This is a genomic window from Planctomycetaceae bacterium (assembly GCA_039680605.1).
GTDB lineage: Bacteria > Planctomycetota > Phycisphaerae > SM23-33 > SM23-33 > JAJFUU01.
Genome location: JBDKTA010000025.1, coordinates 78467 through 103160, shown reverse-complemented (window position 1 = coordinate 103160; position 24694 = coordinate 78467). Strand labels below are relative to the sequence as shown.

Below are 24694 nucleotides of genomic sequence, written 5' to 3'. Positions count from 1 at the left end.
TCAACCCTTCCTGGCTATGACGCTGATTCCTGAATCGCCCGCCTGCAGGTGCAGGGTTTCCAGACGCAGCTCATCGAGCCAGTTCTGAACCTCCTGGGCCGTGTGTCGCCAAGCGTACTTGGGATAATACCAGTCGTAATTTACGTGGTTGTTGCCGTCGAAATCAAGCAGCTCATTCCAATAGAGCTTCATGACGTTCCAATACAGCCATCGCTGCAGGTCGAAAGTGCCGGCCTGTAGCTCCAGCAGCGGGATGTCCTGCGGGACGGCGATCTGGAGTTTCTGGCGGGACAAGTCGCGCGCCAGGGCGGTCAGCGGTTCCATCGCCTGCCAGGCCTGCTCGGGCGGCAGGTCCGATATCCGGTCGCGGAGGTACGTGTCGACGAACTCGCGGATGGGCGCCTTCTTTTTGTATACGTAGAACACCACCAGCCCGCCGGGGCGCACCTTGGCGGTGATGGCGCCCAGCGCCGCACGCGTGTCGGGCGTGTGGTGCAGCACGCCGTCGCTGAAGACGATGTCGAACGCGCCGTCGTCAAACGGCATGCTCATCAGGTCGGCCTGCACCAGGTGCAGTCTGCCGGCCAGGTCAGGGTAGTGCTTGTGCCAGTTGCGCTGCGCCGCGTCGACGCTCTGCGAAATATCCAGTCCCCAGACCTCGCGGCAGTGCTGAAGATAATGCTGCTCGCACTGCCCCGAGCCGATCCCCGCGTGCAGGACGGTCTTGCCGCCGAACAACGCCGCCACGTCGGCATGGCTCGAAAAACCGAACCGCGTCCAGAAGAACTCCTGCATCAACTCGATGTGCTTGGGCTCGAAGCCCCACTCGTCGCGCGTCCACTTGTAGGCGAAACCCGCCTCGACCTGCTTCTGTGAATCGTCCGCGATCGCCGAGACGAAGCGAGCGATGCCCTCTCGCACGGGATAGCTGCGGCCGCACGAGGGGCAGGTCAGGCTCTCGCCGGCCGCGCTCAGGGCCGACTGGTCCGATGGGCAAACCAAACGGGTCATTGTGGGGCTCCAGGGTCGTGTGTGAGCATCGAAGCGGTTGCCTCGACGCCCACGTTGAACAGGCAGTCCAGAACAGACAGGCCGGCGACGAACCCGGCGGCGCCCGCCTGGGGATACGGCTGGGGCACAAAGCCCAGACGCTCCAGGCGCAGGCCCTTTCGGTCGTAGGCGGTCTGCTGCTCGTAGTCGTCGGCCCCGTCGCCGGCGAGGTAGACGCCGGCGCCGAGTTGCGAACAGATGGCGGCCAGCCGCTCGCTTCCCAGCAGTTCGTGAGGTTCGCCCGGAGGCAGTTCCGAGTGCAGCACGAATCGCCGGTGCAGCCCGAGGCGCTGGCAGATCTCCAGGATGTTCTGGATGTTGTACCGGGAGAGATTTTCTTCCTGGCGCAGAATCATCGGTTCGATCCAGGGCATGACCTCCTTGAAGCAGGCGGCCTTGCCATAGTTCATCTCCAGGGTCTTGATGAGCTTCTTTCGCCAGGGGGAGGGTTCGACGATGGTGATCTCGCAGATGCGTTTCTCGTGGGCGCTGGCCACGGGGCAGATGACCCACTGGGCGGCGCCCGAGACCATCATCTTGACGCGGTTGATCCAGGTTCCCTTGGACCCGAAGGGCACCGCGTCCAGGAAGACGAACACCTCCGACCGGGCGATCTTGCGGAAGTACCCCATCCAGGGGAAGAAGTTGGGTTGATGGGCGGCGGCAATCATGACCCCACCTCGCGGCGCAGCGCCGCAATCTCGCCCAGGCTCATGTAACGGTCGATGGTGACGTCCTGCCCCGCGCGGTCGCGGTAGAACGCTCCAGGCCAAGGCCGCACCAGCGCCCGGATCAGGTCGTGGATCTTCCGGTCGCTCCAGGACCAGTCGATGCGCCCGTCCTGCGGGCGGCGCCGAGGCCAGACTCTTGCCAAAGCCTCGTCCTGGGCGTGGGCGGACAGCCGCCCGCAGACGAGGCGGGGCAGGTATTCCTCAAGCAGCGCTGCGGCGGCCGACATCAGTTTCTCGCGAACCGCCAGGGCGGTGTCGGCGTGGGCGATCGGGACGTCGCGCTGGGCGATGATCGCCCCGGTGTCGACGCCTTGGTCGACGTAATGCATCGTCATGGCGGTCTGCGTCTCGCCGTTGATAATGGCCCACTGCAGGACGTTGGCGCCGCGATATTGCGGCAGGCGGCTGCCGTGGAGGTTCACCACGCCGCGGGGGAACAGCCCAAGCAGGTCCGGCCAGAGAATCCGATTGTACGAAACCACCAGGCCCAGTGAGGCAGACAGGTCGCCGACGGCGGCCTCGAATTCCCGGCGCCCTTGCGGTGAAGGGTGGGCCAGGACGGGGATCGCCAATGGTCGGCAGGCCTGCTCGGCCGCGGCCACGGCAGTGGCGCGTTTGGGGTCGACCACGACGCAGGCGATCGCGCCGGCGCCGGCCGACGCCAGCGCCAGCGGTATTCCGACTTCGTCGGCGAACAGGACGATGGAGCGCGACTGGCTCATGCCTTGCGAACCTCGGCGTCCAGCATGCGCAGGGCCCGTTGGCACAGCGCGTTGGTCCACAGGCGATTCTGCATGAAGTCCCTGCCGAGCTGGTTTACCTTGGCGCCAAACAGGGCCGCAAGGACGTCTTCCATCCCGTCGGCGTCGAAACTCCAGATCACTGGATGGAGCAGCACCTGCACCAGTGGGGCGCGGCAGGCGCCGGCGAAGGCGGCGATCTGCTCGGCGCGGTGCCGGCAGTTGCTGTCGGAGACGTAGCGGTCGGGTCCGAAAAACTCCGGACAGTAGGTGCTGAGGAAGCCCGCCTTCTCGGCGGCGGCATCGAGCGACGCGGTGTCGGCTGGCGGATTGTGCCACGCCACGACCCGCTGCACCTGCGGGGTCAGGCGTTCGAGCACGTCGTACTCGCGCTGGAGCTGGTCGCTGTCCAAAACCGTGCCGCGGGCGTCGTGGTGCAGACCGATGAACTGGCCGGCCTCGCCGATCTGAGCGATGGCCTGGCGGTCGGCGGGGCTGCAGGCGTTGTACACGGCCGATGAGACCTGGATGAAGAACGTGCCTCTAACGCCCAGGCGCTGGTTGATCGCCGCCACGGCGGCGGCCAACGCCAGGTCGTAGTCGACGTCCAGCCGCAGCGCCAGGCCGGCCGAGCCACGAGCGAACGTGACGAACGGCCGAGCGGTCGCCCCCAGCGAGCGGATCAGGTGCTCATAGGTTTTGAGACTGAACATCGGCATCGTGGCCGATTCTAGCGATTTGAGGCCTGTGAATCACGCGCTTTCCGCCGGTTCGGGCGGGAGCGTATTGTTAGCGGCCAGGCAGAGGCGTATAATCGCCTTTCTGTGAACAGGATGACGACATGTCCAACATCTTGATGCTCTCCGCCCATGCGACCCGGATCGACCGCCGCATCGTCGCCGAGGCCAACGCCCTGGCCGACTCGGGCAGGAGCGTCACGCTGGTGAGCGTACCGGCGGCGGTGGAACAGGGCCTGCTGGACGGCCGCGTGGAGTTGGTTCTGTGCAGTTCGCAAGACCTGCAGGGGCTGGGCTGGCGGCGACGGTTCGTCGAGAAGGGCAAGACGCTCTTGAAGGCCTGGCCGTGGTTTTACCAGGTCCAGAAGAGGCTCTACCGGGCCAGTGGCGGGTGGAAGCGGGCCGGCGCCGCCGAGGTGCTGGTGCGGCGGTGCCCGACGGCCGCGTACGACGTCATCCATTGCCACGACCTGGACACCCTGCCTGCCGCCGTGCAGCTCAAACGCGAGATAGCGCCCGGCGCGAAGATCATCTACGACTCTCACGAGTTGTGGCCGTACCAGGTGAAGGACAAAGCTTTTCAGGAATACTGGAAAGGCGTCGAGACGTCGCTGATCGGCCAGACCGACCGCGTCATCACCGTCAACGACTCCATCGCCCGGCAAATGGTCGAGTTCTACGCCATCGCCATGCCGGCCGTCGTCTACAACAGCCATGAGGCGGCCGGTCCCCCCGCGGCTGTGACGGGGGAGGAATTCCTGGGGCACTTCGCAGTTCCGAAGGGCGGGCTCAACGTGCTGTACCAAGGCAACATCGGCCCGGAGCGGAACCTGGAGAACCTCGTGGCCGCTTTCGCCGAGTTGGGCACCGACGTTCGCCTGTTGATGCTGGGGGAAGGCGAGTTGGCAAGGTCGCTCAAGGCCGCCTGCGCCCGCAAGGGCATCGCCAACGTCTTCTTCGCCCCGCCGGTCAGCCAGACGCGGCTGCTGGGGTTCACGCGCCTGGCGGACATGGGGATCATTCCGTATACGGACGACGGCATCCTGAATAATCGCTTCTGCACTCCCAACAAGCTCTTTGAGTTCATCGCGGCGGGGGTTCCCGTTTGTGCCAGCGATCTTCCGGAGCTTCGCAAGATCGTCAAGGACCAGGGCATCGGCGAGGTGTACCCGATGGGCTCGGCGCGGCAGATCGCCTCGGCGGTTGAAGATTGCCTGAGCCGGCGGCAGAAGGGCGAGTTCACGGCCGCCAGTATGCAAGCGGCCCAGGAGAAGTATTCCTGGGTGCGCCAGCGGCAGGCGTTGCTGAAGGTCTACCAGGAACTGGGGGTCTGAGAGCGTCTATGTGCGGTATTGCCGGAATATTGGCGGGCGGACAGGGCGGCATCGACGCCGAGCTGCTGACGGCGATCGGCCGCTGCCTGGCGCATCGCGGGCCCGACGGCGAAGGGTTCTTCGGATGGAACGGGCGAGGCGCCTCCGTTATCTCCCGCAGCGCGACAGATCTTCGCGAACCCTCCGTGGCGATGGTCCACCGCCGGTTGTCCGTCATCGACCCCTCCGAGGCCGGCGCGCAGCCGATGTCCTCGCCCGACGGACGCTACACCATCGTCTACAACGGGATGATCTACAACTACCGGGCCCTGCGCCGCGAGCTGGAAGAAGCCGGGCACCGGTTCCGTTCCGAGTGCGACACGGAAGTTCTGCTGGCGGCATACAGCCAGTGGCGCGAGGGCTGCCTGACCCGCCTGGTGGGGATGTTCGCCTTTGGCATCTGGGACGCCGCCGAGCGCACGCTGGTGCTGGCGCGGGATTTCTTCGGGATCAAACCGCTCTACTACACGTTCTGGCGGGGCGGGCTGGCCTTCGCCTCCGAGATCAAGGCGCTGCTGCAACTGCCCGCTCTGCCGCGGCGAGCCAACGCCGCGCGGGTCTACAAGTACCTGCGGTTCGGCCTCAGCGACAGCGGCGAGGAGACCTTCTTCGAGGGCATCTACGCTCTGCCGTCGTCGCATTACGTCAAGGTGTCGCTGGACGCGCCGGCGCGGCTGAGCCCCGTGCGGTACTGGCGGCTGGATCTCAGCCGCACCACCGATCTGTCCTTCGACGAAGCCGCCCGGCGGCTTGGCGAGCTGTTTTCCCAGAGCGTCACGATGCACCTGCGCAGCGACGTGCCGCTGGGCGTGGCGCTGTCGGGTGGGCTGGACTCCTCGGCCATCACCATGCTCGCACGCGCAGGCCTGGGGCCCCAGAGCGACCTGTCGACCTTCAGCTACGTGGCCGACAACGCCCTGAGCGAAGAGCGGTACGTCGACGTGATCACCGCCGGGGCCGCGGCGCAGTCGCACAAGATCGCCCTTTCGCCGCGGGACCTGCTCTCGGATCTGGGCGCGCTGCTGGCGGCGCAGGACGAGCCGTTCGGAAGCCCGAGCATCTATGCGCAGTTTCGCGTCTTCCGCCGAGCGCACGAGGCGGGCATGAAGGTGATGCTCGACGGCCAAGGGGCCGATGAGATGCTGGCCGGCTACGTGCCGTATCTTTCCTGCCGCCTCGCTTCGCTGCTGCGACAGATGCGGCTGGGACCCGCGCTGCACTTCTGGCGCGGGGCGTCGCGCCTGGGCGGCCAGAGCGGCCTGGGCATGCTGCTGCACGCCGGCGGATTGCTGGCGCCGACGGCGTTGCAGAAAATCGGGCGCCGCCTGGGCGGCAAAGGTCTGCTGCCGCGATGGATCGACGCACGCTGGTTCGCCCGCCATGGCGTCGCCGGCGAGCCGATCTGGCGCGTCAAGGGGCCCGACGTTCTGCGACAGACGCTCAATCAGTCCATCTTCGACAACAGCCTGCCGCAACTGCTGCGATACGAAGACCACAACTCGATGGCGTATTCGATCGAAAGCCGCGTCCCCTTCCTCACGCCGGCGCTGGTCGAGTTCGTGTTCTCGCTGCCCGAGGAATACCTTGTCTCCCGCGATTACCCCGGCAAGCGCGTCTTCCGTGCGGCCATGCGCGGGACAGTGCCCAATGTCATCCTCGACCGCAAAGACAAGATCGGATTTGCCACGCCGGGTCTGGAATGGCTGCAGGGGCTGGGCGGCTGGTACCAGCAGGTGTTGACCTCGCCGCGAGCCCGCGCCGTACCGGCCCTGAGGCACGAAGCGATGATGGACATGTTCAGCCGGATGAGCCGCGGCCAGAGCGATTATGATCACTGCATGTGGCGGTGCGTGAACCTGATCGCCTGGGCGGAACAATTTGACGTGGAATTTCCCGAGTGATGACTTGCCCGCAAACCATCGTGATCGACGCGCGCCTCTGGGGGCGGACCGGCATCGGGCGCTACGTCAAGGAACTCTGCACGCACCTGCCGCGCGTCGATGCGGGGCTGCGCCTGGTGATGGCCGGCGCGGCGGACGAAGCCCGATCGGCCGGACAGGTCGCCCCTTATGACGCGGCCCTCTATTCGCTGCGCGAGCAGTGGTGGGGCGGGGGGTTCTTTCGTAGCCTGGGGCCGGCGGATCTTTGGCACTTCCCGCACTACAACGTTCCGGTGCGGCCGCCCACGCCGTTTGTCGTCACGGTGCATGACCTGATCCACTTCAAGTTCCCCCAGATGTTCGGCCGGGGCAAGGTCTTCATCGCCTCAAGAATGCTCAAGCGTGCCGCCGGCATGGCCGGGGCGATCATCTGCCCCAGCGAATCGACGCGGCGCGATCTTGCGGAAATGCTCCCCCAGGCTGCGGGCAAAATTACGGTGATTCCCAACGGCGTGTCGGAGGCTTTCAGGCCGGTCGCCGCCGACCAGATCGCCGCGGCCAGCAAGTCGCTGGGGCTCGACGCGTACATCATCTGCATGGGCGACCGCAAGCCCTACAAGGGCTTCAAGGCGGCAAGGCAGTGTTTTGAGCGGCTGGCCGCGGAGTATCCCGGGCTCAAGCTTGTGTCCGTCGGGCAGCGCAGCGACGACGGCGGGGACATCATCCAGTGCGGGTATGTGGATGACGAACATCTGCGGCTGTTATACGCGGGGGCGCGGTGCCTGCTGTTTCCAAGCGCCTACGAGGGCTTCGGCCTTCCGGTGCTCGAGGCGATGGCGTGCGGATGCCCGGTGGTGTGCGGGCGAGGCTCGTCGCTGGACGAAGTGTGCGGACAGGCCGCCTTGCAGGTCGACGTGTCGGACCCGGCGGCGCTGGCCGAGGCGGTCAAGCAAACCCTGCGCGACGATGTGGCCAGGGAACTGGCGGCCAAGGGCCTGGCGCAGGCGGCGAAATACACCTGGGGCAACACCGCCCGGCAGGTCGCATCGCTCTACCGCCAGGTATGCGACCAGCCGCGGCTCTAACCCGGATGTTTCACCGCGGAGATCGCGGAGATCGCAGAGGCATTTCAAGAAAAATACAGCACAGTGCGGGGCGCTTTCGTGGATTGTGTGTTCTTTTCAACTGACGACACTGCGGCGTACTGTTTTTGAGCCGGTTGCTTCTCTGCGGTCTCTGCGGTCTCTGCGGTGCATGCCGTTTTCGGGTTAGCGCGGTGTGGCGGCGGACGTCGTTTCGCCGGCCAACAGGCTCGCCAGGTCTGTCCATGACAGGATGTCGTCGCGGGTGTAGGCCGCCCGATCGAACGCTCGGGCCTGGCGCAGGGCGTGGGCGATCGATTCGGCGTCGCCGGGGCGATAGTAGAACATGTTGCGGCGCGGGGTGCGGAGGAACTCCGGCGCGACGATGGGCAGGCGGCAGTAGCAGTACTGCATGACCTTGAGGCTGTTGGTGAAACACTCCGCGCCCGGAACGTGCGCGAGCGTGTGCAGGCCGATGTCCGCGTGGCGGATGTACGGCACGGTCTTGAGAAACTCCATCTCGCCGTGGGCGATGATGTTGGCGGCGCGGGGCAGATTCCTGAAAGGCCCGATGACGTGGAACGCCCACCGCTTGAATTGACCCGCCGCCGCGGCCAGCACCGCGTAATCCAGGCGGCTGGCGCCCACGAACAGGCAGTTGGCCTCCCACGCCGGGTCGTACGGGTTCTCGTGCGGGGCGTCGAAGACATCCTTGTTGATGCCGTGCAGGTGCAGCCGCGTCTGGGGGTACTGCCGGAACTTCTCCAGCAGCGGTTCGCTGGGGACGCTGATCAAATCGAACGTGCCGGCCAGGCGGTCCTGGGCGTCCAGGACCACGCGGTGGTTGCCCAGCAGTCGCATGTCGTCCGAGACGCGGTAGACGTAGCGCGCCCGCGGGTTGATCTCCTTGAAGGCCTCTGTCAGCAGCAGCGCCGGGGTGCTCTCGAAGATGATCAGGTCGGCCTCTTCGACGAACGCCCGGCTGGGGCCGATGTCCTGGCGGCCGTACCGGGCGAACCATCGGTACGTGAGGCGCTCGAGCCACCGCATGCGGACCGACGCCGGATGCCAGGGCGTGTACCAGACGAAGCTGTCCATCCGGTCCTTGACCGGGCGGATGCGATTGGCCTCGGCCAGCACCGGGTACTGCAGGCGATAGTCGCGCCTCAGGCGGGACAGGCGGCTCAGGGCTCCGGTAAAGAACAGCACCTGCCAGCCCTTTTGCCAGAACGCCTCGGCCAAGGCATGGAATCCAGCCCGCCGCTTGGACAGCAGATAGTGCCCTGTGACCAGGAGGACCTTCTTCGTATCAGACATTGTCAGGGCAATGCCTCAGTTACATGCGTGTCGCGGGCATCTTGCCCGCGAGTACCGCAGGCGTCTCGCCTGCGGCGGTTGGGCAGCGAGGCCGAGACGGCCTCGCCACGCGCGGGCGGGACGCCCGCGACACAGCCCATAACTGAGGCGTTAGTCGTCAGGACAGAAACTCCTTGATCTTCCCGGCGACGAAGTCGATCTGCTCGCCGGCGAGTTCGGAGTAGATCGGCAGGGCCAGCGTGGACGCCTCGGCCTTTTCGCTGTTGGGGAAGTCGCCCTTGCGGCAGCCCAGAGAGGCGAAGCATTCCTGCTCGTGCATGCTGACGGGGTAGTAGACCTCGGTGCCGATGTCGTTCTGCTTCAGGAACGCCTGCAGCTCGTCGCGCCGCGGCACGGTGATGATGTACTGGTTGAAAATGCTGGTGTTCCAGTCGCGGATGACCGGCGTGCGCACCGGCGCAAAGCCGGCAAAGTTGGACGTATACCGCGCCGCGTTGGCCCGGCGCATCTGCGACCATTTCTCCAGGTGCGGCAGCTTGACCAGCAGCGCCGCGGCGTGGACCGTATCGAGGCGGAAGTTGCCGCCGACGAACTTGTGGTAGTACTTGGGCTTGGACCCGTGGTTGCGGAAGACCGCCAGGCGCTCGCCCAGCTCGGCCGACTGCGTCACGATCATCCCGCCGTCGCCCAGGGTGCCCAGGTTCTTGGAGGGGAAGAAGCTGAAGCAGCCCACCGTGCCGATGCTGCCGGCGGGGCGGCCTTTATACAGCGAACCGATCGACTGGGCGGCGTCTTCGATCACGAGCAGGCCGTGCTTGGCGGCGATGGCCATGATCGGGTCCATGTCGGCCATCTGACCGAACAGGTGGACCGGCAGAATCGCCTTGGTCTTTGGAGTGATCGCCGCTTCGATCTTCGTCGCGTCGATGTTGAACGTGTCGGGCTCGATGTCGACGAAGACCGGCTTGGCCCCGGTGCGGGCGATGCAGCCGGCGGTGGCGAAGAATGTGTAGGGCGTCGTGATGATCTCGTCGCCCTCGCCCAGGCCCAGCGCCATCATCGCGCAGAGCAGGGCGTCGGTGCCGCTGGAGACGCCGACAGCCGCGGCGCAACCGCAATACTTGGCGACGGCGTCCTCCAACTGCTTGACCTGGGGACCGTTGATGAACTGGCAGGAATCGACCACCTCGGTGATGGCCTTGAGGACCTGTTCGCGAATGGGGGCGTACTGGGCCTTGAGATCGAGCAGCGGGACTTTCATTTGGGTTTCCGTTCCTTTCAGGCGATGGCGTTCTTGAACTCGTCGTAGGATTTTGTGCCTACGGCCAAATTGGCGGGCAGGGGGGCTTCTTCGTCCAGGTCCAGGCATCGCAGGACGCCGGGCGAGACCTCTTTGTAGCGAAAGCCGCTCTCGGGGCAGCGCATGACGCCCGAGGCGTCGGGGGCGCCCAGGCGGTGACCGTGGCGGCTGACCCAGCCGGCCTGGCGTGCGGGCACGCCCATCATCAGGGCGTAGTCGGGGGCGTTTTTGGCCACGACCGCGCCGGCGGCCACGAAGCAATACCGCCCCAGCACCGTCCCGCAGACGATGGTCGCGTTGGCGCCCACCGTGGCGCCGCGGCGCAGGAGCGTCGTTTCATACAGGCTGTGGCGAACCACCTGCGAGCGCGGGTTCGTCACGTTGGTCAGCACGCAACTGGGGCCCAGGAACACGTCGTCTTCGATCACCGTGCCGGTGTAGATCGACACGTTGTTCTGCACCTTGACGTTGTTGCCGATCTCGACTCCGTCGGCGATCGACACGTTCTGCCCGAAGATGCACTTCTTGCCGATCTTCGCCTTGGCGTAGACGTGGCTGAAGTGCCAGATCTTGGTCCCTTCGCCGATCTGTGCGCCGGCGTCGACGAAACTCGTCGGATGCACGAAATAGGGCGTGTCCTGCTGCGCCATGATATCTCCTTCCGCCGCCCGGCCGGGCCGGCGAATAAGCCTTATATGGTAACCGGTTTTCCGCCTTCCTGGAGGCTGCGGCTGCCCGCTTCCAGAACGCGGACGACTCTCAGCCCGTCCTGTCCGTCGCTGCGGGGGGTCGTGTTCTTGGTGATGCTCTCGATGAAGTGCTGGCATTCCAGCATCAGCGGTTCCTGCGAGGAGATCCGGGGGATCAGGATGTCGCCGGTGCGCAGGGTGATGGCCTCGACGTAGCTCTCGACGCTCTTGACGACGGCGCCCTTGTCGTGAATCCAGATCTTCTGCGAGGCGTCCATGTCGTCGAAGACGACCATCTTCTGCGACCCCACCAGCGTGACTTTGCGGATCTTGTGCGGGTCCAGCCATGACACGTGAATGTGCGCCAGCTTGCCGTCGGCGAACCGCAGCGTCGCGAAAACCACGTCCTCGATGCCCGGCTGAAGAAACGACTGCCCCGTAGCCGTGACGCTGACGGGCTGGGCGCCGAAGAGATAGCACGCCACCGAAATGTCGTGCGGGGCCAGCGACCACCACGCGTTCTCCTGCGTGCGAACCACGCCCAGGTTCACGCGGTGGAAGTAGAGGTAGAGCGGCTGCCCGACCGACTCCTGGGCGATCATGTCCTTCATGTAATTGACGGCCGGGTGGTACTCCAGCAGGTGCCCGACCATGAGGTGCCGCCCGTTGGCCGTGGCCAGGTCGACCAGCTCGGTGGCTTCCCGGCCGTTGAGGGCCAGCGGTTTTTCCACATACGTATGCTTGCCGGCCTGGAGGCAGGCCTTGGCGACCGCGTGGTGGCGGGGGGCGTCGACGGCTACCACGCAGGCGTCGATATCCTTGTCCTGGAGGACCTGGTTGAGGTCGGCGGTCATGGTCGCCCGGGGATAGAGTGCCCCGAGGGTCTTGAGCGTCTTTTCGTTGACATCGACGACGTACCGCAGCTCCGCCCCGGGCGTGGCGTTGAACGTGCGGACGAGATTCTTGCCCCAGTTCCCGGCGCCTATGACGGCCACTCTGATCACGGCGAACTCCTTTGCCTTGGCAAACAGCCGAAACCGCCCACCCGTCCCCGGTCCGGTCAGGGGGCATTATTGAGCAACGACGGGCCCTTTGCAAGGGATGGGCAATTCTTTTCCGTAATGCTCAGAAGTAGCATGGGCACTTGCCCATATCGTCTTCAAGTCAGGCAGCGGGTCCGCAGGCTTGTGCGGCTGGCTTCTGGGGGGATATCTCTTTCGAAGCCAGGATCAGAAAGTCCCGGATCCTCGGGAAACCGTGCTCGAAATCGTAGTCCGCCTTTGAAATCAGGTTGGGAATCTCCCGAACATCATCAATAGCCAAAGGCATATCGGACGTGAACGAGAACCGCAGTAGTTGCTCGGGTTTCAGCAGGACCCCCAGCATGTGCTGGGACTTCTCAACCTGAAGGTTCAGAATCATGTTGATGCACTTGCCGGCCTCCCAACGCGTGGCCAGCCCCCATCCCAGTACCTTGTGCCTCCACCGCGTGGCCTGCGAGTAGAATCGCCGGCCGGATCCGGTGCCGATGGAAAGCACCCTCACATCTTCCAGTTCGACTCCAAAATGCTGCCGGGCCTCGAGGGTGGCCGCCAGCGACGGATCATTGGCCCAAAGGCCTCCATCGGCCAACAGATACTCGCCGACGAGGTGAGGGTCGAAATACGTCGGGGCCGCACAGGAGGCCATGATGGCATCCACGACGCGCAGATCCTTGGTCCCGGCGAAATCCGCGTGGTACGCCGATCTGAACATGTGGACGCACCCGTTGCCGATGTCCGTCGCGGGGATCATCAGAGGGGTCTTGACGTCCGCGAGCTTGCGATCGCCCAGGGTGTCCTCCAGCACGCGCTTAAGTTCGCAGTTCCGGTATCGGCTTGCGATCAATCCCATCAGGGTGAACCATCGCTTTCGGAAGATGCGTTTTCCCTCTTCCAGAAAGATCTGCTCACCCCGCGTTGCGGTGATCCCGCAGGCCAAGCCGCCGGCGATCATGGATCCGGTACTGGTCCCGACGATCAGGTCGAAGGCCTTGTCCCATACCGGGCCCAACTCCTCCTCAATGCGTTTCAACAAATGCACGGCATATACGCCCCGCAGGCCGCCGCCGTCTATCGCCAGGATTCGGAAGATCTTGCTCATGTGTATTCTCCGCTAGACTCCTCCCCGATTACCACGCTGCCGACCCACGCCGGTCTTTCGCGCCGGGCTTCCAGACTCGCGGCGCAATGTCCGACCCGGGACGGCATCGAGTTTCCTGACGAGTCCACTGACCCGACCCAGCGACTTCCCCGTAGATCCGTAGACCGCTAAAGAATCCCCACCGTGGCCAAGGCACTATATCACCCAACGTCGGAAGTGTCAATGCGGCGAGTCACTTCGTGTGCATCAGAGCGAAGAACTCAGGAAAAGCAAATTATGATTTCGATGAGCGAATTAAGGTATCTGTGCCGAATGGCCCAAACTTTCCGGCAGCACATAGCAGCAACAACTTTGCCACAGAGAACCCGGCGCGGCCTCTGGCCGCAACCAAAGGCATCTTCTGCCGGTCCAGGCCGGTGAGCAGTTTCGCCAGCCGCCATCGCCGTAGGACCCCAGGCCCCAAGCCGGCCCCCCATGAGCCTCCGTTTGGCCCCTGCCCACGACGCCGGCGGCCTCATCCCGCTGCCCTTGGGGCTTATCTTGTTTCTTCCCCACCCGGGGGGGGACCTCCGACGCAGTCGGCTCGGGATGGCGTGGTTGTTTCACGCCATCCCGTGTTGTGGCTCACCGCTGATGCAACAAATCTTCGCGGCAAGAAAAGAAATGGACGGTCAGCATTGCAGTGGCGGGGGGATAGAACAACATGATAGCCATTGCCTGTCTTGGCCCTGCGAGAGAGCTTCTGCCCGGCAGGGCAGATGTAACAGTCCTGATGGACATCGTACCGGAAGCAGTCCCGCCCGAACTTGTCCTTGGGTCCCTTTTTGTGCTGATGCGGAATCGCCGGGCGAATCCCTTCCGTCCGAAGCTGTTGGTAATTCTCCGCTGTCCGGTAGGGCGCTGTCGGCCGCCACGGCCAGGGCTTTACCGCTATTTCCGCCGAGTGCGCAATCGAAGATGAACCACTCCTCGAGATATGTGTAATGTTATAAACATTTTATTAACACTACAGTAATCAGGCAAAAAGTGCCGAAAAGAGATTTTCGGACGCAGCTATGGCAAGACCAAAAAAACGCGATCAGGATCTTCGGAATAAACTATTCCAGGTGCGTCTCTTGAGGAAAGAGCACAAGAAGATTGTAACTGCTGCGGCAGCGTTATCTCTTGATGCATCCTCATGGGCTAGGCAGGTACTTTTAGCCAAAACACGCCAAGTGCTACGAAGGAGAGAAGGATAATGGATAAAACTTCCCGTCTGGAGGAATCACGGGTTATCGAAGGCGACTGCCTCAAGGTCATGCCGACTCTACCCAGCCAGTCGATAGACATGATACTTTGTGACCTGCCATATGGAACTACGCAGAATCCATGGGACTCTGTGATCCCCTTGGACGATCTTTGGGCCGAATATGAACGCATAATAAAACCCAATGGGGTAATTTGCTTAACGGCCCAAGGAGTGTTTACAGCAAAACTAATCGTCAGCAATACCAGATTGTTCCGGTACAAGATTGTCTGGGAGAAATCCAAACCCACAAACTTCCTTAACGCGAAGAAACAACCGCTACGAAAGCATGAAGATATTTGTGTTTTTTATAAAAAGCCGCCAACGTATAACCCGCAGTTTTCGGCCGGCGAGGCCTACTCAAAAGGCGTGCGCAAAGCGCAGTTTACTGGAAGCTATGGTGAGTTTTCTCCGGTCCTGGTGGCCAGCGAAGGGAAACGCTATCCTACAGACGTTGTCTATTTCAAGACGGCCGAGTCTGAAGGGCCAGTATACCAGCCAACACAAAAACCGGTGGCGCTTGGGCGATATCTTGTTAGAACTTTCACTAATCCCAATGATATCGTGTTAGACAATGCCTTTGGAAGCGGCAGTTTTCTTGTTGCGGCCAAGGCTGAAGGTCGTAGGTTCATCGGGATAGAGAAGAACGAATATGTCGAGCAGTTCCGGAGGGACCCTGTGGATCTGCTAGAGATTGCACAGCAAAGACTTGCTTGCATTGTTCCCGACGAACAGTTAAGATCAGCGATATGAACATACAAAATGCAAACACGGTATTGATCGACTGCGGGACTATGGTCGGCCACCAGCAAACCGAACTTGAATTGGTCCAAAATATAGTTCCATTTTTTGGACTTGCTGGAGGAGTCACCAGCTATCTCGACATGAGGCTGTCGAACGGGGTACTGGCTTCATTTCGGGCCATCTATCGACCAGACAATGCAATGTGGAGGATAGAACTTTCTGAGGCCGTTCCTGAAATTCATGCGGGGGTCTTCCCGGTTGTCGAAGGGCAGATACAACGACGCTCCAATTATGCGGCGGTATTTACTAAACGTGACGGAGGGGCCAATCCGATCTATGATCTTCAGTTAGTGGAGATCGACAGCCCGGACTATGACGGGCATTTGGCCCGAGCAACTGCCGTGGATGAGCGGCATCGGACGCTAGCAGGTTCGCACGGTAGAAACTTCGGGTGGTATTAAGGCGAATCTGAGCCGCGGGAACCGCGTTATATTGTCTCTCTGATCAGATGGTCAGAAAAGACCATGTTGCCGATCTTGAGCAGAATGGGGTTGCTCGACCAAATCGGGCGCGACTGCGGCGATAAAAGCCTAAGGGGTCCATCGCTTTCCAGAAACCCTTTCTTCATAAGGGCGACGAACATGGGCGCAGGATCGAGCTTGGCCGCCGTAGAGCGCGCCATCAGCACCATATCCACAGAAATCCACCCCATGTTGTGTTTGGCCGCTCTGCCCGTAGCGCTGAATGCTAAGGGAACGCCAGTATTTGCGGAAGATACTCACGCACAAGCACTCAAAATCATGCTCACTAGCACGTGGCGCAAGTTGCAGTCGCACGGCCGTGTCCTCTGTAAGTCCTTACACCAACTTCCTTGCAATCTGTTCTTCCAGAATCTCCTGCACCGTCAGGGCGACGATTACTTTGTGCTCGGCCGTGAAGTAGCGCTGGATTTCGGTCAGGGCGTCGGTGGTGAAGTCGAACGAGACGAAGAAGCCCTTGGTGCGGTTGGCGCGGTTCATGGCCGTCTCGAAGGCGTCGATGTCGGCGCGGCCGGTCTTGTCCTTCTGCTTGACCTGGATGGGATACCACGCGTCCATGAAGTCCAGTTGTCCGGCTGAGGGACCGCTCTTCTCGGGCATGGCCGAGACGGGGTAGATGCGGCCGTCGATGCCCATGTCGCCCACCTGGGCCTTGTTGGGGATGCCGCCCAGGGCGATGACGGCCCAGTTTTCGAACTCAAAGGGCGGCAGCTTGCGGAGCTGCTCCTGGCTCCAGGGCAGGTCGCGCACGACAAACCCGCGCCCGATCTGCCAGAGCTTCTCGTCTTCCTTCACGCGGCAGACGTCGCGCAGGCGCTTGGCCATCACGCGACAGGCCGTGGGCGAAATGTCGATCCCGATCCACTGCCGCCCCAAAGTCTCGGCCGCCACCAACGCCGTCCCGCACCCGCAAAAGGCGTCCAGCACGATGTCGTTGGGGTTGCTGCTCGTCTTGATAATTCGTTCAAGCAAGCCGACGGGTTTCTGCGTTGGATAGCCCAGTGCTTCCCTGCCGAAATTGCTGAGGGGACGAATATCGGTCCAGACAGATTGAACGGGCATCCCTTTGGCTTCATCAAGATATCGTTTCAGTCGCGGCACTTTGCCCTTAGGACGAAACTCGATCTTGCCTGCCCGATGCAGTTCCTCCATCTTCTCTTGGCAGTACCGCCAATACCGCGTGACGCCCAAGAACTCGTAATGCGGGTTCCCCTTAGAAGCGCCGCCCGGGGCTGTCAAATCACCGTACTGGAAGCGCCGTCCGGTTTCTGGCTCCACATTGGAGTAGAAGGTCTCAATATAGTCGTCTGCGTACGGTTCGTAGAGTTGGTTCCAAACGTAATCATCCGAGCCGCCGGTGTAAAAGAAGATCGAATCATGTAGCCGCCCATAATGCTTGCTTCCCTGCTTTGAGTCGTTATGGGACGACTGGCGCTTCCAGATGATCTCATTGACGAAGTTATTCTCCCCCAAGATCTGATCGAGCATGACTTTGACGTAATGGGAGGCGTGCCAGTCGCAGTGGTAGTAGAACGAGCCGGTCTTCTTGAGGACTCGGGCCAGTTCCACGCAGCGGGGGCGCATGAAGTCGATGTAGGCGGCCGTGCTTGCGTGTCGATCGTCGAAGGCCCGCTTTTCCTTGGTTTCACCCCAGAAGACTTCGTAGTTGCGGTTGGAGTTGAAGGGCGGGTCGATGTAGATCAGGTCCACGCACTGGTCGGGGAGCTTGCGCAACTGATCGAGATTGTCGCCGCAGTAGATCACCCGCGTGTCGACGAGGCTGGAAGGTTTTTTCGCCGCCTGCGCCGCCTGCGGGGTCGCGAGCGTTTGAGCCGGCGTGGTCTCCTGCGCGGCTGCCCCTTGATTTGCTTTTCTGGCCATGCTGATAAACTACGCCCTCGCGCGGGCGATGGCAAGAGGGAGGGCAGAGGATATCAGGGCAATCGCATCTAAAACTGAAACCATTAGAACCCGCCTCGCAGAGGCGGCAGGTTTCAGACGCCGTGGCGGTTGAGGGTCAAAAACCTTCCGCCTCTGCGAGGCGGGAAGATAAGGAAGACCGTTCTCCGGAGGCTTACGCGTCCAGCTAAATTCTGGAGCCTCTTCGAGGCTCATTTCAGAGCAGAGCAGAACGTCTACTATGCGGGTCCACGAATACCACAATCCAGAGGCGGTTCCCGCGAAACCGCTGTGAAAAGTACAACAAAGTGCAAGGAAGTGGAATTGTGGTATAGACCGTACTGGTTTCTCGGGGAAGCGGTCCGGCGGTGTTCCCGCAAAGTGCTGTGAAAAGTACAACAAAGAGCAAGGAAGTGGAATTGTGGTGTGGGCCGTACCGCTTTGGGCTGGCAAAGACCTTGCGACACAGAGGCGCAGAGAAAACAGACGCGGAAAAGGCTTCTTAAGTCTTCCTCTTTAGTACAGTTGCTTTTCTCTGTTTTCTCTGCGCCTCTGTGTCGCAGATTCCCCGTCTTCTGGCCGGAGAGAGGGGATGGGGCAGGTTCCCTCGAAACCGCTGTGAAAAGTACAACAAAGAGCAAGGAAGTGGAATTGTGGTGTGGCCCGTACCGCTTTGGGCTGGCAAAGACTTTGCGACACAGAGGCGCAGAGAAAACAGACGCGGGAAAGGGTTATTCGGTCTTCCTCTTTAGTACAGTTGCTTTTCTCTGTTTTCTCTGCGTCTCTGTGTCGCAGATTCCCCGGCTTCTGGGAGGTGCCGCCGCGACTCCCGCTCGTCAGTAGGCGTTGGCGTTGACCATGCCGCGGATGGGCGTCAGCACCATGATCCAGAGGTCCAGCGCCAAGGACCAGTTGCGGATATAGAACAGGTCGTACTGGATTCTCTTGCGCAGCGAGGTCTGCCCGCGCAGGCCGTGGACCTGCGCCCAGCCGGTGATTCCGGCCCGGACCTGGTGTCGCAGCATGTAGTGGGGCACCTGCCTGCGGAATCGCTCGATCAGCTCGGGGCGCTCCGGGCGCGGGCCCACCAGCGACATGTCGCCCTTGAGCACGTTGATCAACTGGGGCAGTTCGTCCAGGCTGGTCTTTCGAAGCAGCCTTCCCAGCGGTGTGACGCGGGCGTCGTTCTTGGCGGTCCAGTTAGGGCCGGCGTCGCCGTCGGTGTGGACGACCATGGTCCGGAACTTCAGCATCGCAAAGGGCTGGTCGCCGATGCTGGTGCGGATCTGGCGGTAGAGGATCGGGCCTTTGCTGGTACACTTGACCAGCAGGGCGATCAGGAGCATCGGCACGGCCAGGATGGTCAGGGCGACGAGCGAAACGGCGAAGTCCAGCGCCCATTTCAGCAGGCTGTTCCACCCCTGCTGGGAACTGTGCGTCAGCGAGATGATGGTCAGGTCGTCCAGTTGCGACGCCTGGTGGCGCAGGAGCTGGACGCCCAGCAGGCTGGGCACCACGCGAAGGTCCACGTGGGTGGTCGAGAGCACGTCGATGACTTCCTCGAGGCGATTCTGGCTCGAACCGGGCAGCGCCGCGAAGACGATGTCCACCGGGTGCTCGTCCAGAATGGCCTCGACGTTGTCGATCGGCCCGCGAACCGTCACCCCGCTGATCTTGCGGCCGGGCTGGACGTTGTCGTCCACGAAGTACTCGACGCGGATCCCCGTCCACGCATTCTGATTCAGGGCATGATGCAGCTTCTGGCCCAGTCGCCCCGCGCCCACGATGGCCGCACGCCGCAGGTTCGCCCCGTGCGAGCGAAGATAGTGCAGCGCCCACTGCGCCAGGCTGCGAGTCCCGAACGCCAGCAGCAGCCACACCACCAGCAGCGACAGCATCGTGATCCGCGACAGCGTCGCCGTTCGCGTCAGGGCGATCACCATCCACGTCAGCAGCCACACCAGCACCACCGCCCGCGCCACCCCCGTCAACTCCCGAAGCAGGCTCGCCGTCCGCTTGGGCCCGTACAACCCCATGCGGCCGTATATCAGCGGGCACAGCACCATCGTCAGCAGCGCGTAGGGCAGAAGCTCGTCCAGAGTCGGCGGATCGTACGAGGTCAGCCCCCAGCGCCCGCTGGCGATGCGGATCAGGTACGCCCCGGCCCAGGCGGCCGCCGTCGCGGCGATATCCGCCACGCCCAGAAAGGGCAGGATGAAGTTGGAATATCTTTTCAGCACAGGCCCTTGATGTTCCTTCGTTCCAGTTCCGGTTCGATGGCGGCCACGAACCGCTGGCGAAACCGCTTCATGCTGAACCGGTCCGCCCACGCCACCAGCCGCTCGGGGCGGAATACCGAACTGGTCTGCTCAAACCGCTCGACGGCGCCGATCAACCCCTGGGCGTCGTGCGAGGGGTACAGCAATCCGGTCGGGCCGCACCCGTCGTCGGTCGGGGCGTCCAGCACCGTCTCCAGCGCTCCGCCGCCCTGGTAAGCGATCACCGGCGTTCCGCAGGCCATCGCTTCTACCGGCACGATACCAAAATCTTCTTCCGTCGGAAAGATCAGCGCCCGGCAGCGGCGCAGATGCTCCCGCACCGACTCCTGGCTCTGCCAACCCAGCCACTGAATGTTCGAAGGTGAACTTCGCCGCAGCGCTTTAAGCATTTGCCCCGACCCGATCACCCGAAGCGGCCGCTGCAACCGCCCGAACGCTTCCACCGCCTGGTCGACACACTTGTACGGAGCCAGCGCCGACAAGACAAGATAGAAATCCTCGCGCGGCTGGGGACCGGGGCAGAAGTATTCGGTGTCGACGCCCGGCCAGACCACGGTTGAAGGTCGGCCGTACACGCGCTCGATCCGCCGCGCCACGTTGTGCGAGTTGGCCAGGAACAGATCCACCCGCGCGGCGCTGCGAACGTCCCAGTCCTGGAGATAGCGACGAAAGGCCGCCATCGCCGTGCGGCTGAGCCAGCCCAGTCGCCGGGCGTACTGGCCGCTCTGGGACCACAGGTACCGCATCGGCGTGTGGCAGTAGCAGATGTGCAGCGCGTCGGAGGGGACCTTGACGCCCTTGGCCACGCAGTGGCTGGAAGAGACGATCACGTCATAGCCGCGCAGGTCCAACCGCTCGGCCGCCAGGGGCATCAGCGGGAGCAGATAGCGGTAGTATCGCGCGACGCCCGGCAAGGCGTCGAGGAAGCTGGTGACGACCCGGCGGTTGCGGACCAGCTCCTGGCAGGAACCTTTGGCGTGCAGGAGGGTGAAGAGATCGGCCGAGGGGAAAATGTCGCCCAGCGCCTGCAGGACCTTCTCGCCCCCGCGCATTCCCGTCAGCCAGTCATGGACCAGTGCCACGCGCATGGGCAACCTAGGGGGCCGGCTGGGTCTGCGCCGCCCGAACGCGAAAGACCATCACGCGATCCGAAGCCCCTTCCTCCTGGACGAACGTTCCGATCGCCGCCAGGCGGGGGTCTTTCGCCATCTGGGCCAGAGCTTTGCGGCCTTGCTCGGTTTCATTCATGTCCTTCTGGCTCAGGGCCACCAGCGTCGCGGCAGGGGCGCCCTCGGCCATATAGGTCCAGAACGTCGCCGGGGCGGCAAGGCCCGCGGGATTGAGCACCTTGTACGGTATCTGCGAGTAATGCCCGATCCGCAAGTCCGTCGTGAGCAACCGGTCGCCGCCTGCCGCCGCCGAACGGACGTAGAGCCCGGCGTCCTGGAGGTAGCCCTTGTCGGTGTGCGAGGCATGGACGGTTACCAAGGTCAACGCCACGAACACCACACACGCGATCAGCGCGGTGAGGTGACGCGCCGCGTGAGGCCGCTTCGCAAACGCCGGTACGGCCGCGGCCGCCAGCGATCCGGTCACCACGATCCCCGCGCTGGCCAGCGGCGACGCCAGGGCAGAAAGAAACATGATGTGCCGGTGTGAAATGTAACTGCTCTTGATGTAGAGCAGGACCAGCACCGGAACCACGACGACCGCCGCGGCGATCAGGATCGGCCCGTAGGCGCCGGCCGGCATCGAGCCCGCCGAGGCAAACGCAGCCTGGGGCACCCAGCGTTTCAGCGCCAGCCAGCATATCCAGATCACCAGCCCCACGCCCAGGATCGGGCTCATCCCCTCGAACAACCGCGAGACGATCTTGAATGTCGGCTTGATGACCATCGGCGCCCATTGCCCGATGGAACTGTCCGCAAGCGACGCGGCGACGGCCGCCGGCGCCGGCGGAAACAGGGGATCGACCCGCGAGGGCGGCGGGGGGGTGGGCGAATTCTGCGCCGCCGCCTCGCCGATGTAGCCCAGGACCTTCTCGAAACTGTCCTTCTGGCTGAACCCGCCGATGGCCTTCATGTACGGCAGCCCCACCGCCAAGGCGCATCCGCCCATCAGCACCAGCGACGCCAGCGACGTGCCCCAGCCGGAACGCCGCCGGATGCACCACCACAGGCAGACCAGCGCCGCGATCGGCAGCAGCCACACCGACTCCGGACGCACCAGGTACCCGCACCCGATCAGAACGCCGGCCCCGGCGGCTGTCAGCAACGCCAGCCACGGGCGCTGTTTCAGGAGCGAGAGCATCTTCCACAGGCCTACCGTCGCCCACAATTGAAACGCCACCGCCAGCGAATCGCTGAGCGTGTCGACGCCGAGATACGTCCACTTGCGGCTGACGCCGAACAGCAGCACGGTCATGGCCGCGATCTGCGGCGAAAACGCCGCCCGCGCCAGCACCCACAGCGCCGCCATCGACGCTATCGCCGCCAGCATCGAGATGAGCCTGCCGCTGTATTCCCAGAGTTCCAGCCTGTCGGTGAGCCCTGCCCGGGTCAGCAGGCCATGTGTGACCGCCACGGCCACCGGATACCCCGGCGGATAGTCGTAGCCCTGAACGACGGCATGGGGGTTGGTTCCCCAGAGCCTGGCCATTTCGAGATAGATGACCCCGTCTTTAGCGATGACTTCGGCATGTTCCGCCGCCCAGACGCGAACGCCGGCGCAGACCAGCAGGACCAGAACCAGCCAGACGACAGGCCGTCGCCAGATGCACGTGCATCCTGCCGCCGGGTGAATCGCGTTGTCATCCTTGCGTGTCTGTTCCAGCATCAGCAGTTCCGCCCTGAACCCTGAAAAGTACCCGGACACCCGGTCTGTCTTCATCTGCCCGCGACACTCACGGCGTCGGTTTCCGATGCATACTAGAACCGTTTCCCCCCGCCAATGCAATCCCCAACCCGCCCCGCACCTGGACCGGATCGCGGCCAGGGCGGGCCTGTCCCGCGTGTTCCTGGGCGAGGGGCGCAACGGAATCGTGCGGTACGTGCGGGCGGAAGTCGAGGCCTTCGAGGCAACCCCCATTGTGAAGGGGGTGAGGGGTCATGAAGCAAAGTGGCGGGCCTGGATGATCGCCAGACCCGCCAGTACATCCTTCGGTCCCGATTTCGTAGATCGGGGCTCTGTCCAAACACTACCCCGGCCGTGCAAGTCCGCCGGGGTAGCGTTTTGGCTATTTCCAGCCAATACGGTTCCATTGGATTGGTGTTAATTGACAGAAGCGACCTTCGGGGCATTCTATGTCGAGCGCGATGTCTTTGAGCGAGGGCTGAGCGTCGGTGCAGACGGCGAAGAGAAACTGTGAACATGTGGTAGGGGGGAGTTGGGCGAGTTGATAGGTGAACGGTTCTCTGGTTGGCTGAAGGGTTACGGTTTCGTTCTTAGGAATACTTTTGCCTGGAGCGGAAGTGAGGACGCAATCCCATAATGGGCGAAGGAAGAATCTTTCCGCGGTGCGGTGGTACTTTATCGTTATCGAGACGTTGTTGACCGGGGTTTCAGTCAAATTTGCGAGTGATATCGAGTAAGTGTAGATGGGGGCCTGTGTTTGTAGTCCAAGGAAGGTTGAAGCAGGGATGGCCTGTATCAGCTCGATCTTGTACGGGAAAGGGGGGCAATCCTCGCGAAGCTTCTTGAGGTGGAATTCTGCATCGGCGGGTGGCAGTTGTCGTGTTAGTTGAACAGTGGGGAACAGTCGCTGGGCAACATATGTAGTAGCGTAAGCTACGATTGCCGAGACGGCGGCAGTAACAATTAGCTGACGCCAAGAGTAGATGGGGTTGGTTACTGCGTCCGCTTTACGCTTATGATTGTGCATGGTCGATAGATCCTAGACTGGCAAGTTCAACCGGCGGATCTGTTGCATTAGACGATGGCCGCAAGGCGTCACGTGAGCAAGCGGAGGCCGGATACGATCAGTTGCCAGATGGGCTCAACGATTTTTTTGTAACTGGGGATGTCGATACCTGCTTGGAGAGCCATGGTTGCCAGTACGCCGAGTGCCAACATTACCCAATCCTTTCGGGTTAAACGGTTGGCGGAGTCCACAAGGTAATCGAGTCTCTCGTACACAACTTGAAGTTGTGGTTGCGAGAGATGGGCCGTTTTGGCTCGATCACGCGATTCATCGAGGGCCGCGCGAATCCTTTCTTTGTCCCGCTCCAGCAGTGGCACAGCGTTCAGGGCAAGCTGAGTGTCTAGCGGGATTGTTAGGGAAAAGGCCTCCAACTGGCCCCAAAGGTCGGGTGCGGAGAGTTCGCGTTTGACCCCGCCAAGCCAGGTATTGACAGTGCTCATTATGGATGGGACGGATATGTAAGCGTATTCTACACTTGTCTGTGCGCCTGGTCTGCATTCGCACCAAATTGCGTCCAGATCGCTCGACTGCTGACCGAATTTGAAGTAGTGATCTTCGCTGATGTGCGCGAGCTTGCTGTGCTTCTCGTCGGATTCCGTCCAAATGTCCCACCGGAATTCGGCTGGCTCGAGTTGGAGGGCCTGCATCATAGTGAAGACCTGGTTCTTCTGAGTTCTGGTGAGGGTGTAGTCGGTCATTGTGTTGCTTAACCAGTTCGGATGTTGTTTCTGAAGTTTTGTGTGAACTCGACGCACTCCCCGAGGCTCTCCGGAACGAGCGCCGCGTAGTGTCGTTGGCAGATATCCGGTGAGTTGCCCATAAGTGCATTGATCTTATACAGCGATATCCCTGCCTGCGCCAAGTGACTTCCGAACGTGTGCCGGTAGTCCAGACACGTCCAGATAAGGCGGGCCTTGCGATTGGCCGCGTGGAGGGCCTTTGAGAAGTTGTCGACGTCCCAGCGGTGTGCGTCGGGGCTGGGGAAGTT

General features: G+C 62.5%; 21 protein-coding genes. 5 read left to right on the top strand and 16 right to left on the bottom strand.

Annotated features, from left to right (window positions below; genetic code table 11):
• The 4 genes from ABFD92_08090 to ABFD92_08075 are packed head-to-tail and all read right to left on the bottom strand — an operon-like array spanning position 1 to position 3240.
• The gene (locus ABFD92_08090; protein ID MEN6504483.1) at positions 1–1011 is read right to left on the bottom strand and encodes a methyltransferase domain-containing protein; all 1011 of its coding nucleotides are present in this window, start codon (positions 1009–1011) and stop codon (positions 1–3) included.
• Positions 1008–1721, bottom strand: a complete 714-nt coding sequence (locus ABFD92_08085; protein ID MEN6504482.1) for a WbqC family protein — start codon at positions 1719–1721, stop codon at positions 1008–1010. The genes ABFD92_08090 and ABFD92_08085 overlap by 4 nt, the downstream gene beginning before the upstream one ends.
• On the bottom strand, positions 1718–2503 hold the full coding sequence (locus ABFD92_08080) for a methionyl-tRNA formyltransferase (protein ID MEN6504481.1): 786 nt from the start codon (positions 2501–2503) through the stop codon (positions 1718–1720). Before ABFD92_08080 ends, ABFD92_08085 begins: the two co-directional genes overlap by 4 nt.
• Entirely contained in the window at positions 2500–3240 is a 741-nt protein-coding gene (locus tag ABFD92_08075; protein ID MEN6504480.1) for a hypothetical protein, read from the bottom strand. The genes ABFD92_08080 and ABFD92_08075 overlap by 4 nt, the downstream gene beginning before the upstream one ends.
• 122 nt (positions 3241–3362) lie before the next feature.
• Here ABFD92_08075 and ABFD92_08070 point away from each other — a divergent pair, with 122 nt between their 5' ends.
• The 3 genes from ABFD92_08070 to ABFD92_08060 are packed head-to-tail and all read left to right on the top strand — an operon-like array spanning position 3363 to position 7596.
• On the top strand, positions 3363–4592 hold the full coding sequence (locus tag ABFD92_08070) for a glycosyltransferase family 4 protein (protein MEN6504479.1): 1230 nt from the start codon (positions 3363–3365) through the stop codon (positions 4590–4592).
• Between the two features lie 8 nt (positions 4593–4600).
• Complete coding sequence (gene asnB, locus ABFD92_08065; GenBank protein ID MEN6504478.1) at positions 4601–6532, top strand: asparagine synthase (glutamine-hydrolyzing); 1932 nt, start codon at positions 4601–4603, stop codon at positions 6530–6532.
• Positions 6532–7596 carry a glycosyltransferase family 1 protein gene (locus tag ABFD92_08060; GenBank protein ID MEN6504477.1) on the top strand — a complete coding sequence of 355 codons (1065 nt, stop codon included), beginning with the start codon at positions 6532–6534 and terminating at the stop codon, positions 7594–7596. The genes asnB and ABFD92_08060 overlap by 1 nt, the downstream gene beginning before the upstream one ends.
• 183 nt (positions 7597–7779) lie before the next feature.
• On the opposite strand, the gene ABFD92_08055 is transcribed toward ABFD92_08060, so the two are convergent.
• The 5 genes from ABFD92_08055 to ABFD92_08035 all read right to left on the bottom strand — a co-directional run bounded on the left by ABFD92_08055 (position 7780) and on the right by ABFD92_08035 (position 13041).
• Positions 7780–8910, bottom strand: a complete 1131-nt coding sequence (locus ABFD92_08055; protein MEN6504476.1) for a glucuronosyltransferase — start codon at positions 8908–8910, stop codon at positions 7780–7782.
• 157 nt (positions 8911–9067) lie between these two features.
• On the bottom strand, positions 9068–10171 hold the full coding sequence (locus ABFD92_08050; GenBank protein ID MEN6504475.1) for a DegT/DnrJ/EryC1/StrS family aminotransferase: 1104 nt from the start codon (positions 10169–10171) through the stop codon (positions 9068–9070).
• A gap of 17 nt (positions 10172–10188) precedes the next feature.
• Entirely contained in the window at positions 10189–10860 is a 672-nt protein-coding gene (locus ABFD92_08045; GenBank protein ID MEN6504474.1) for an acyltransferase, read from the bottom strand.
• A 41-nt stretch (positions 10861–10901) separates the two neighbouring features.
• The gene (locus ABFD92_08040) at positions 10902–11903 is read right to left on the bottom strand and encodes a Gfo/Idh/MocA family oxidoreductase (GenBank protein ID MEN6504473.1); all 1002 of its coding nucleotides are present in this window, start codon (positions 11901–11903) and stop codon (positions 10902–10904) included.
• 160 nt (positions 11904–12063) lie between these two features.
• Positions 12064–13041: a CBASS cGAMP-activated phospholipase gene (locus ABFD92_08035; protein MEN6504472.1), complete on the bottom strand. Its 978-nt coding sequence runs from the start codon at positions 13039–13041 to the stop codon at positions 12064–12066.
• Positions 13042–14278: 1237 nt separating this feature from the next.
• Here ABFD92_08035 and ABFD92_08030 point away from each other — a divergent pair.
• Together ABFD92_08030 and ABFD92_08025 are read left to right on the top strand one after the other, a co-directional pair.
• Positions 14279–15079 (top strand): site-specific DNA-methyltransferase, encoded by an 801-nt coding sequence (locus ABFD92_08030; GenBank protein ID MEN6504471.1) that lies wholly within the window; start codon positions 14279–14281, stop codon positions 15077–15079.
• Positions 15076–15531: a hypothetical protein gene (locus ABFD92_08025; GenBank protein MEN6504470.1), complete on the top strand. Its 456-nt coding sequence runs from the start codon at positions 15076–15078 to the stop codon at positions 15529–15531. The genes ABFD92_08030 and ABFD92_08025 overlap by 4 nt, the downstream gene beginning before the upstream one ends.
• 26 nt (positions 15532–15557) lie before the next feature.
• Here ABFD92_08025 and ABFD92_08020 read toward each other — a convergent pair whose 3' ends face one another.
• From ABFD92_08020 to ABFD92_07990, 7 genes are all read right to left on the bottom strand, one after another.
• Positions 15558–15767 (bottom strand): hypothetical protein, encoded by a 210-nt coding sequence (locus tag ABFD92_08020; GenBank protein MEN6504469.1) that lies wholly within the window; start codon positions 15765–15767, stop codon positions 15558–15560.
• A 160-nt stretch (positions 15768–15927) separates the two neighbouring features.
• Positions 15928–17490: a DNA methyltransferase gene (locus ABFD92_08015; GenBank protein ID MEN6504468.1), complete on the bottom strand. Its 1563-nt coding sequence runs from the start codon at positions 17488–17490 to the stop codon at positions 15928–15930.
• An 854-nt stretch (positions 17491–18344) separates the two neighbouring features.
• The gene (locus tag ABFD92_08010) at positions 18345–19748 is read right to left on the bottom strand and encodes an undecaprenyl-phosphate glucose phosphotransferase (GenBank protein ID MEN6504467.1); all 1404 of its coding nucleotides are present in this window, start codon (positions 19746–19748) and stop codon (positions 18345–18347) included.
• Positions 19742–20875 (bottom strand): glycosyltransferase, encoded by a 1134-nt coding sequence (locus ABFD92_08005; GenBank protein ID MEN6504466.1) that lies wholly within the window; start codon positions 20873–20875, stop codon positions 19742–19744. Before ABFD92_08005 ends, ABFD92_08010 begins: the two co-directional genes overlap by 7 nt.
• Before the next feature lie 7 nt (positions 20876–20882).
• On the bottom strand, positions 20883–22622 hold the full coding sequence (locus tag ABFD92_08000) for a glycosyltransferase family 39 protein (GenBank protein MEN6504465.1): 1740 nt from the start codon (positions 22620–22622) through the stop codon (positions 20883–20885).
• 400 nt (positions 22623–23022) lie between these two features.
• A complete protein-coding gene (locus ABFD92_07995; protein MEN6504464.1) occupies positions 23023–23667 on the bottom strand; it encodes a hypothetical protein in 645 nt (214 codons plus the stop codon).
• Positions 23668–23735: 68 nt separating this feature from the next.
• Positions 23736–24404 carry a hypothetical protein gene (locus ABFD92_07990; GenBank protein MEN6504463.1) on the bottom strand — a complete coding sequence of 223 codons (669 nt, stop codon included), beginning with the start codon at positions 24402–24404 and terminating at the stop codon, positions 23736–23738.
• Positions 24405–24694 lie beyond the last annotated feature (290 nt).

Excerpts from the sequence above, each read along its gene's own strand:
- ABFD92_08090 (MEN6504483.1), bottom strand. The coding sequence starts at position 1,011 with ATGACCCGTTTGGTTTGCCCATCGGACCAGTCGGCCCTGAGCGCGGCC.
- ABFD92_08015 (MEN6504468.1), bottom strand. The coding sequence starts at position 17,490 with ATGGCCAGAAAAGCAAATCAAGGGGCAGCCGCGCAGGAGACCACGCCG.
- ABFD92_08000 (MEN6504465.1), bottom strand. The coding sequence starts at position 22,622 with ATGCTGGAACAGACACGCAAGGATGACAACGCGATTCACCCGGCGGCA.
- asnB (MEN6504478.1), top strand. The coding sequence starts at position 4,601 with ATGTGCGGTATTGCCGGAATATTGGCGGGCGGACAGGGCGGCATCGAC.
- ABFD92_08005 (MEN6504466.1), bottom strand. The coding sequence starts at position 20,875 with ATGCGCGTGGCACTGGTCCATGACTGGCTGACGGGAATGCGCGGGGGC.
- ABFD92_08045 (MEN6504474.1), bottom strand. The coding sequence starts at position 10,860 with ATGGCGCAGCAGGACACGCCCTATTTCGTGCATCCGACGAGTTTCGTC.
- ABFD92_08060 (MEN6504477.1), top strand. The coding sequence starts at position 6,532 with ATGACTTGCCCGCAAACCATCGTGATCGACGCGCGCCTCTGGGGGCGG.
- ABFD92_07990 (MEN6504463.1), bottom strand. The coding sequence starts at position 24,404 with ATGACCGACTACACCCTCACCAGAACTCAGAAGAACCAGGTCTTCACT.
- ABFD92_08050 (MEN6504475.1), bottom strand. The coding sequence starts at position 10,171 with ATGAAAGTCCCGCTGCTCGATCTCAAGGCCCAGTACGCCCCCATTCGC.
- ABFD92_08055 (MEN6504476.1), bottom strand. The coding sequence starts at position 8,910 with ATGTCTGATACGAAGAAGGTCCTCCTGGTCACAGGGCACTATCTGCTG.
- ABFD92_08025 (MEN6504470.1), top strand. The coding sequence starts at position 15,076 with ATGAACATACAAAATGCAAACACGGTATTGATCGACTGCGGGACTATG.
- ABFD92_08035 (MEN6504472.1), bottom strand. The coding sequence starts at position 13,041 with ATGAGCAAGATCTTCCGAATCCTGGCGATAGACGGCGGCGGCCTGCGG.
- ABFD92_08030 (MEN6504471.1), top strand. The coding sequence starts at position 14,279 with ATGGATAAAACTTCCCGTCTGGAGGAATCACGGGTTATCGAAGGCGAC.
- ABFD92_07995 (MEN6504464.1), bottom strand. The coding sequence starts at position 23,667 with ATGCACAATCATAAGCGTAAAGCGGACGCAGTAACCAACCCCATCTAC.
- ABFD92_08080 (MEN6504481.1), bottom strand. The coding sequence starts at position 2,503 with ATGAGCCAGTCGCGCTCCATCGTCCTGTTCGCCGACGAAGTCGGAATA.
- ABFD92_08075 (MEN6504480.1), bottom strand. The coding sequence starts at position 3,240 with ATGCCGATGTTCAGTCTCAAAACCTATGAGCACCTGATCCGCTCGCTG.
- ABFD92_08085 (MEN6504482.1), bottom strand. The coding sequence starts at position 1,721 with ATGATTGCCGCCGCCCATCAACCCAACTTCTTCCCCTGGATGGGGTAC.
- ABFD92_08070 (MEN6504479.1), top strand. The coding sequence starts at position 3,363 with ATGTCCAACATCTTGATGCTCTCCGCCCATGCGACCCGGATCGACCGC.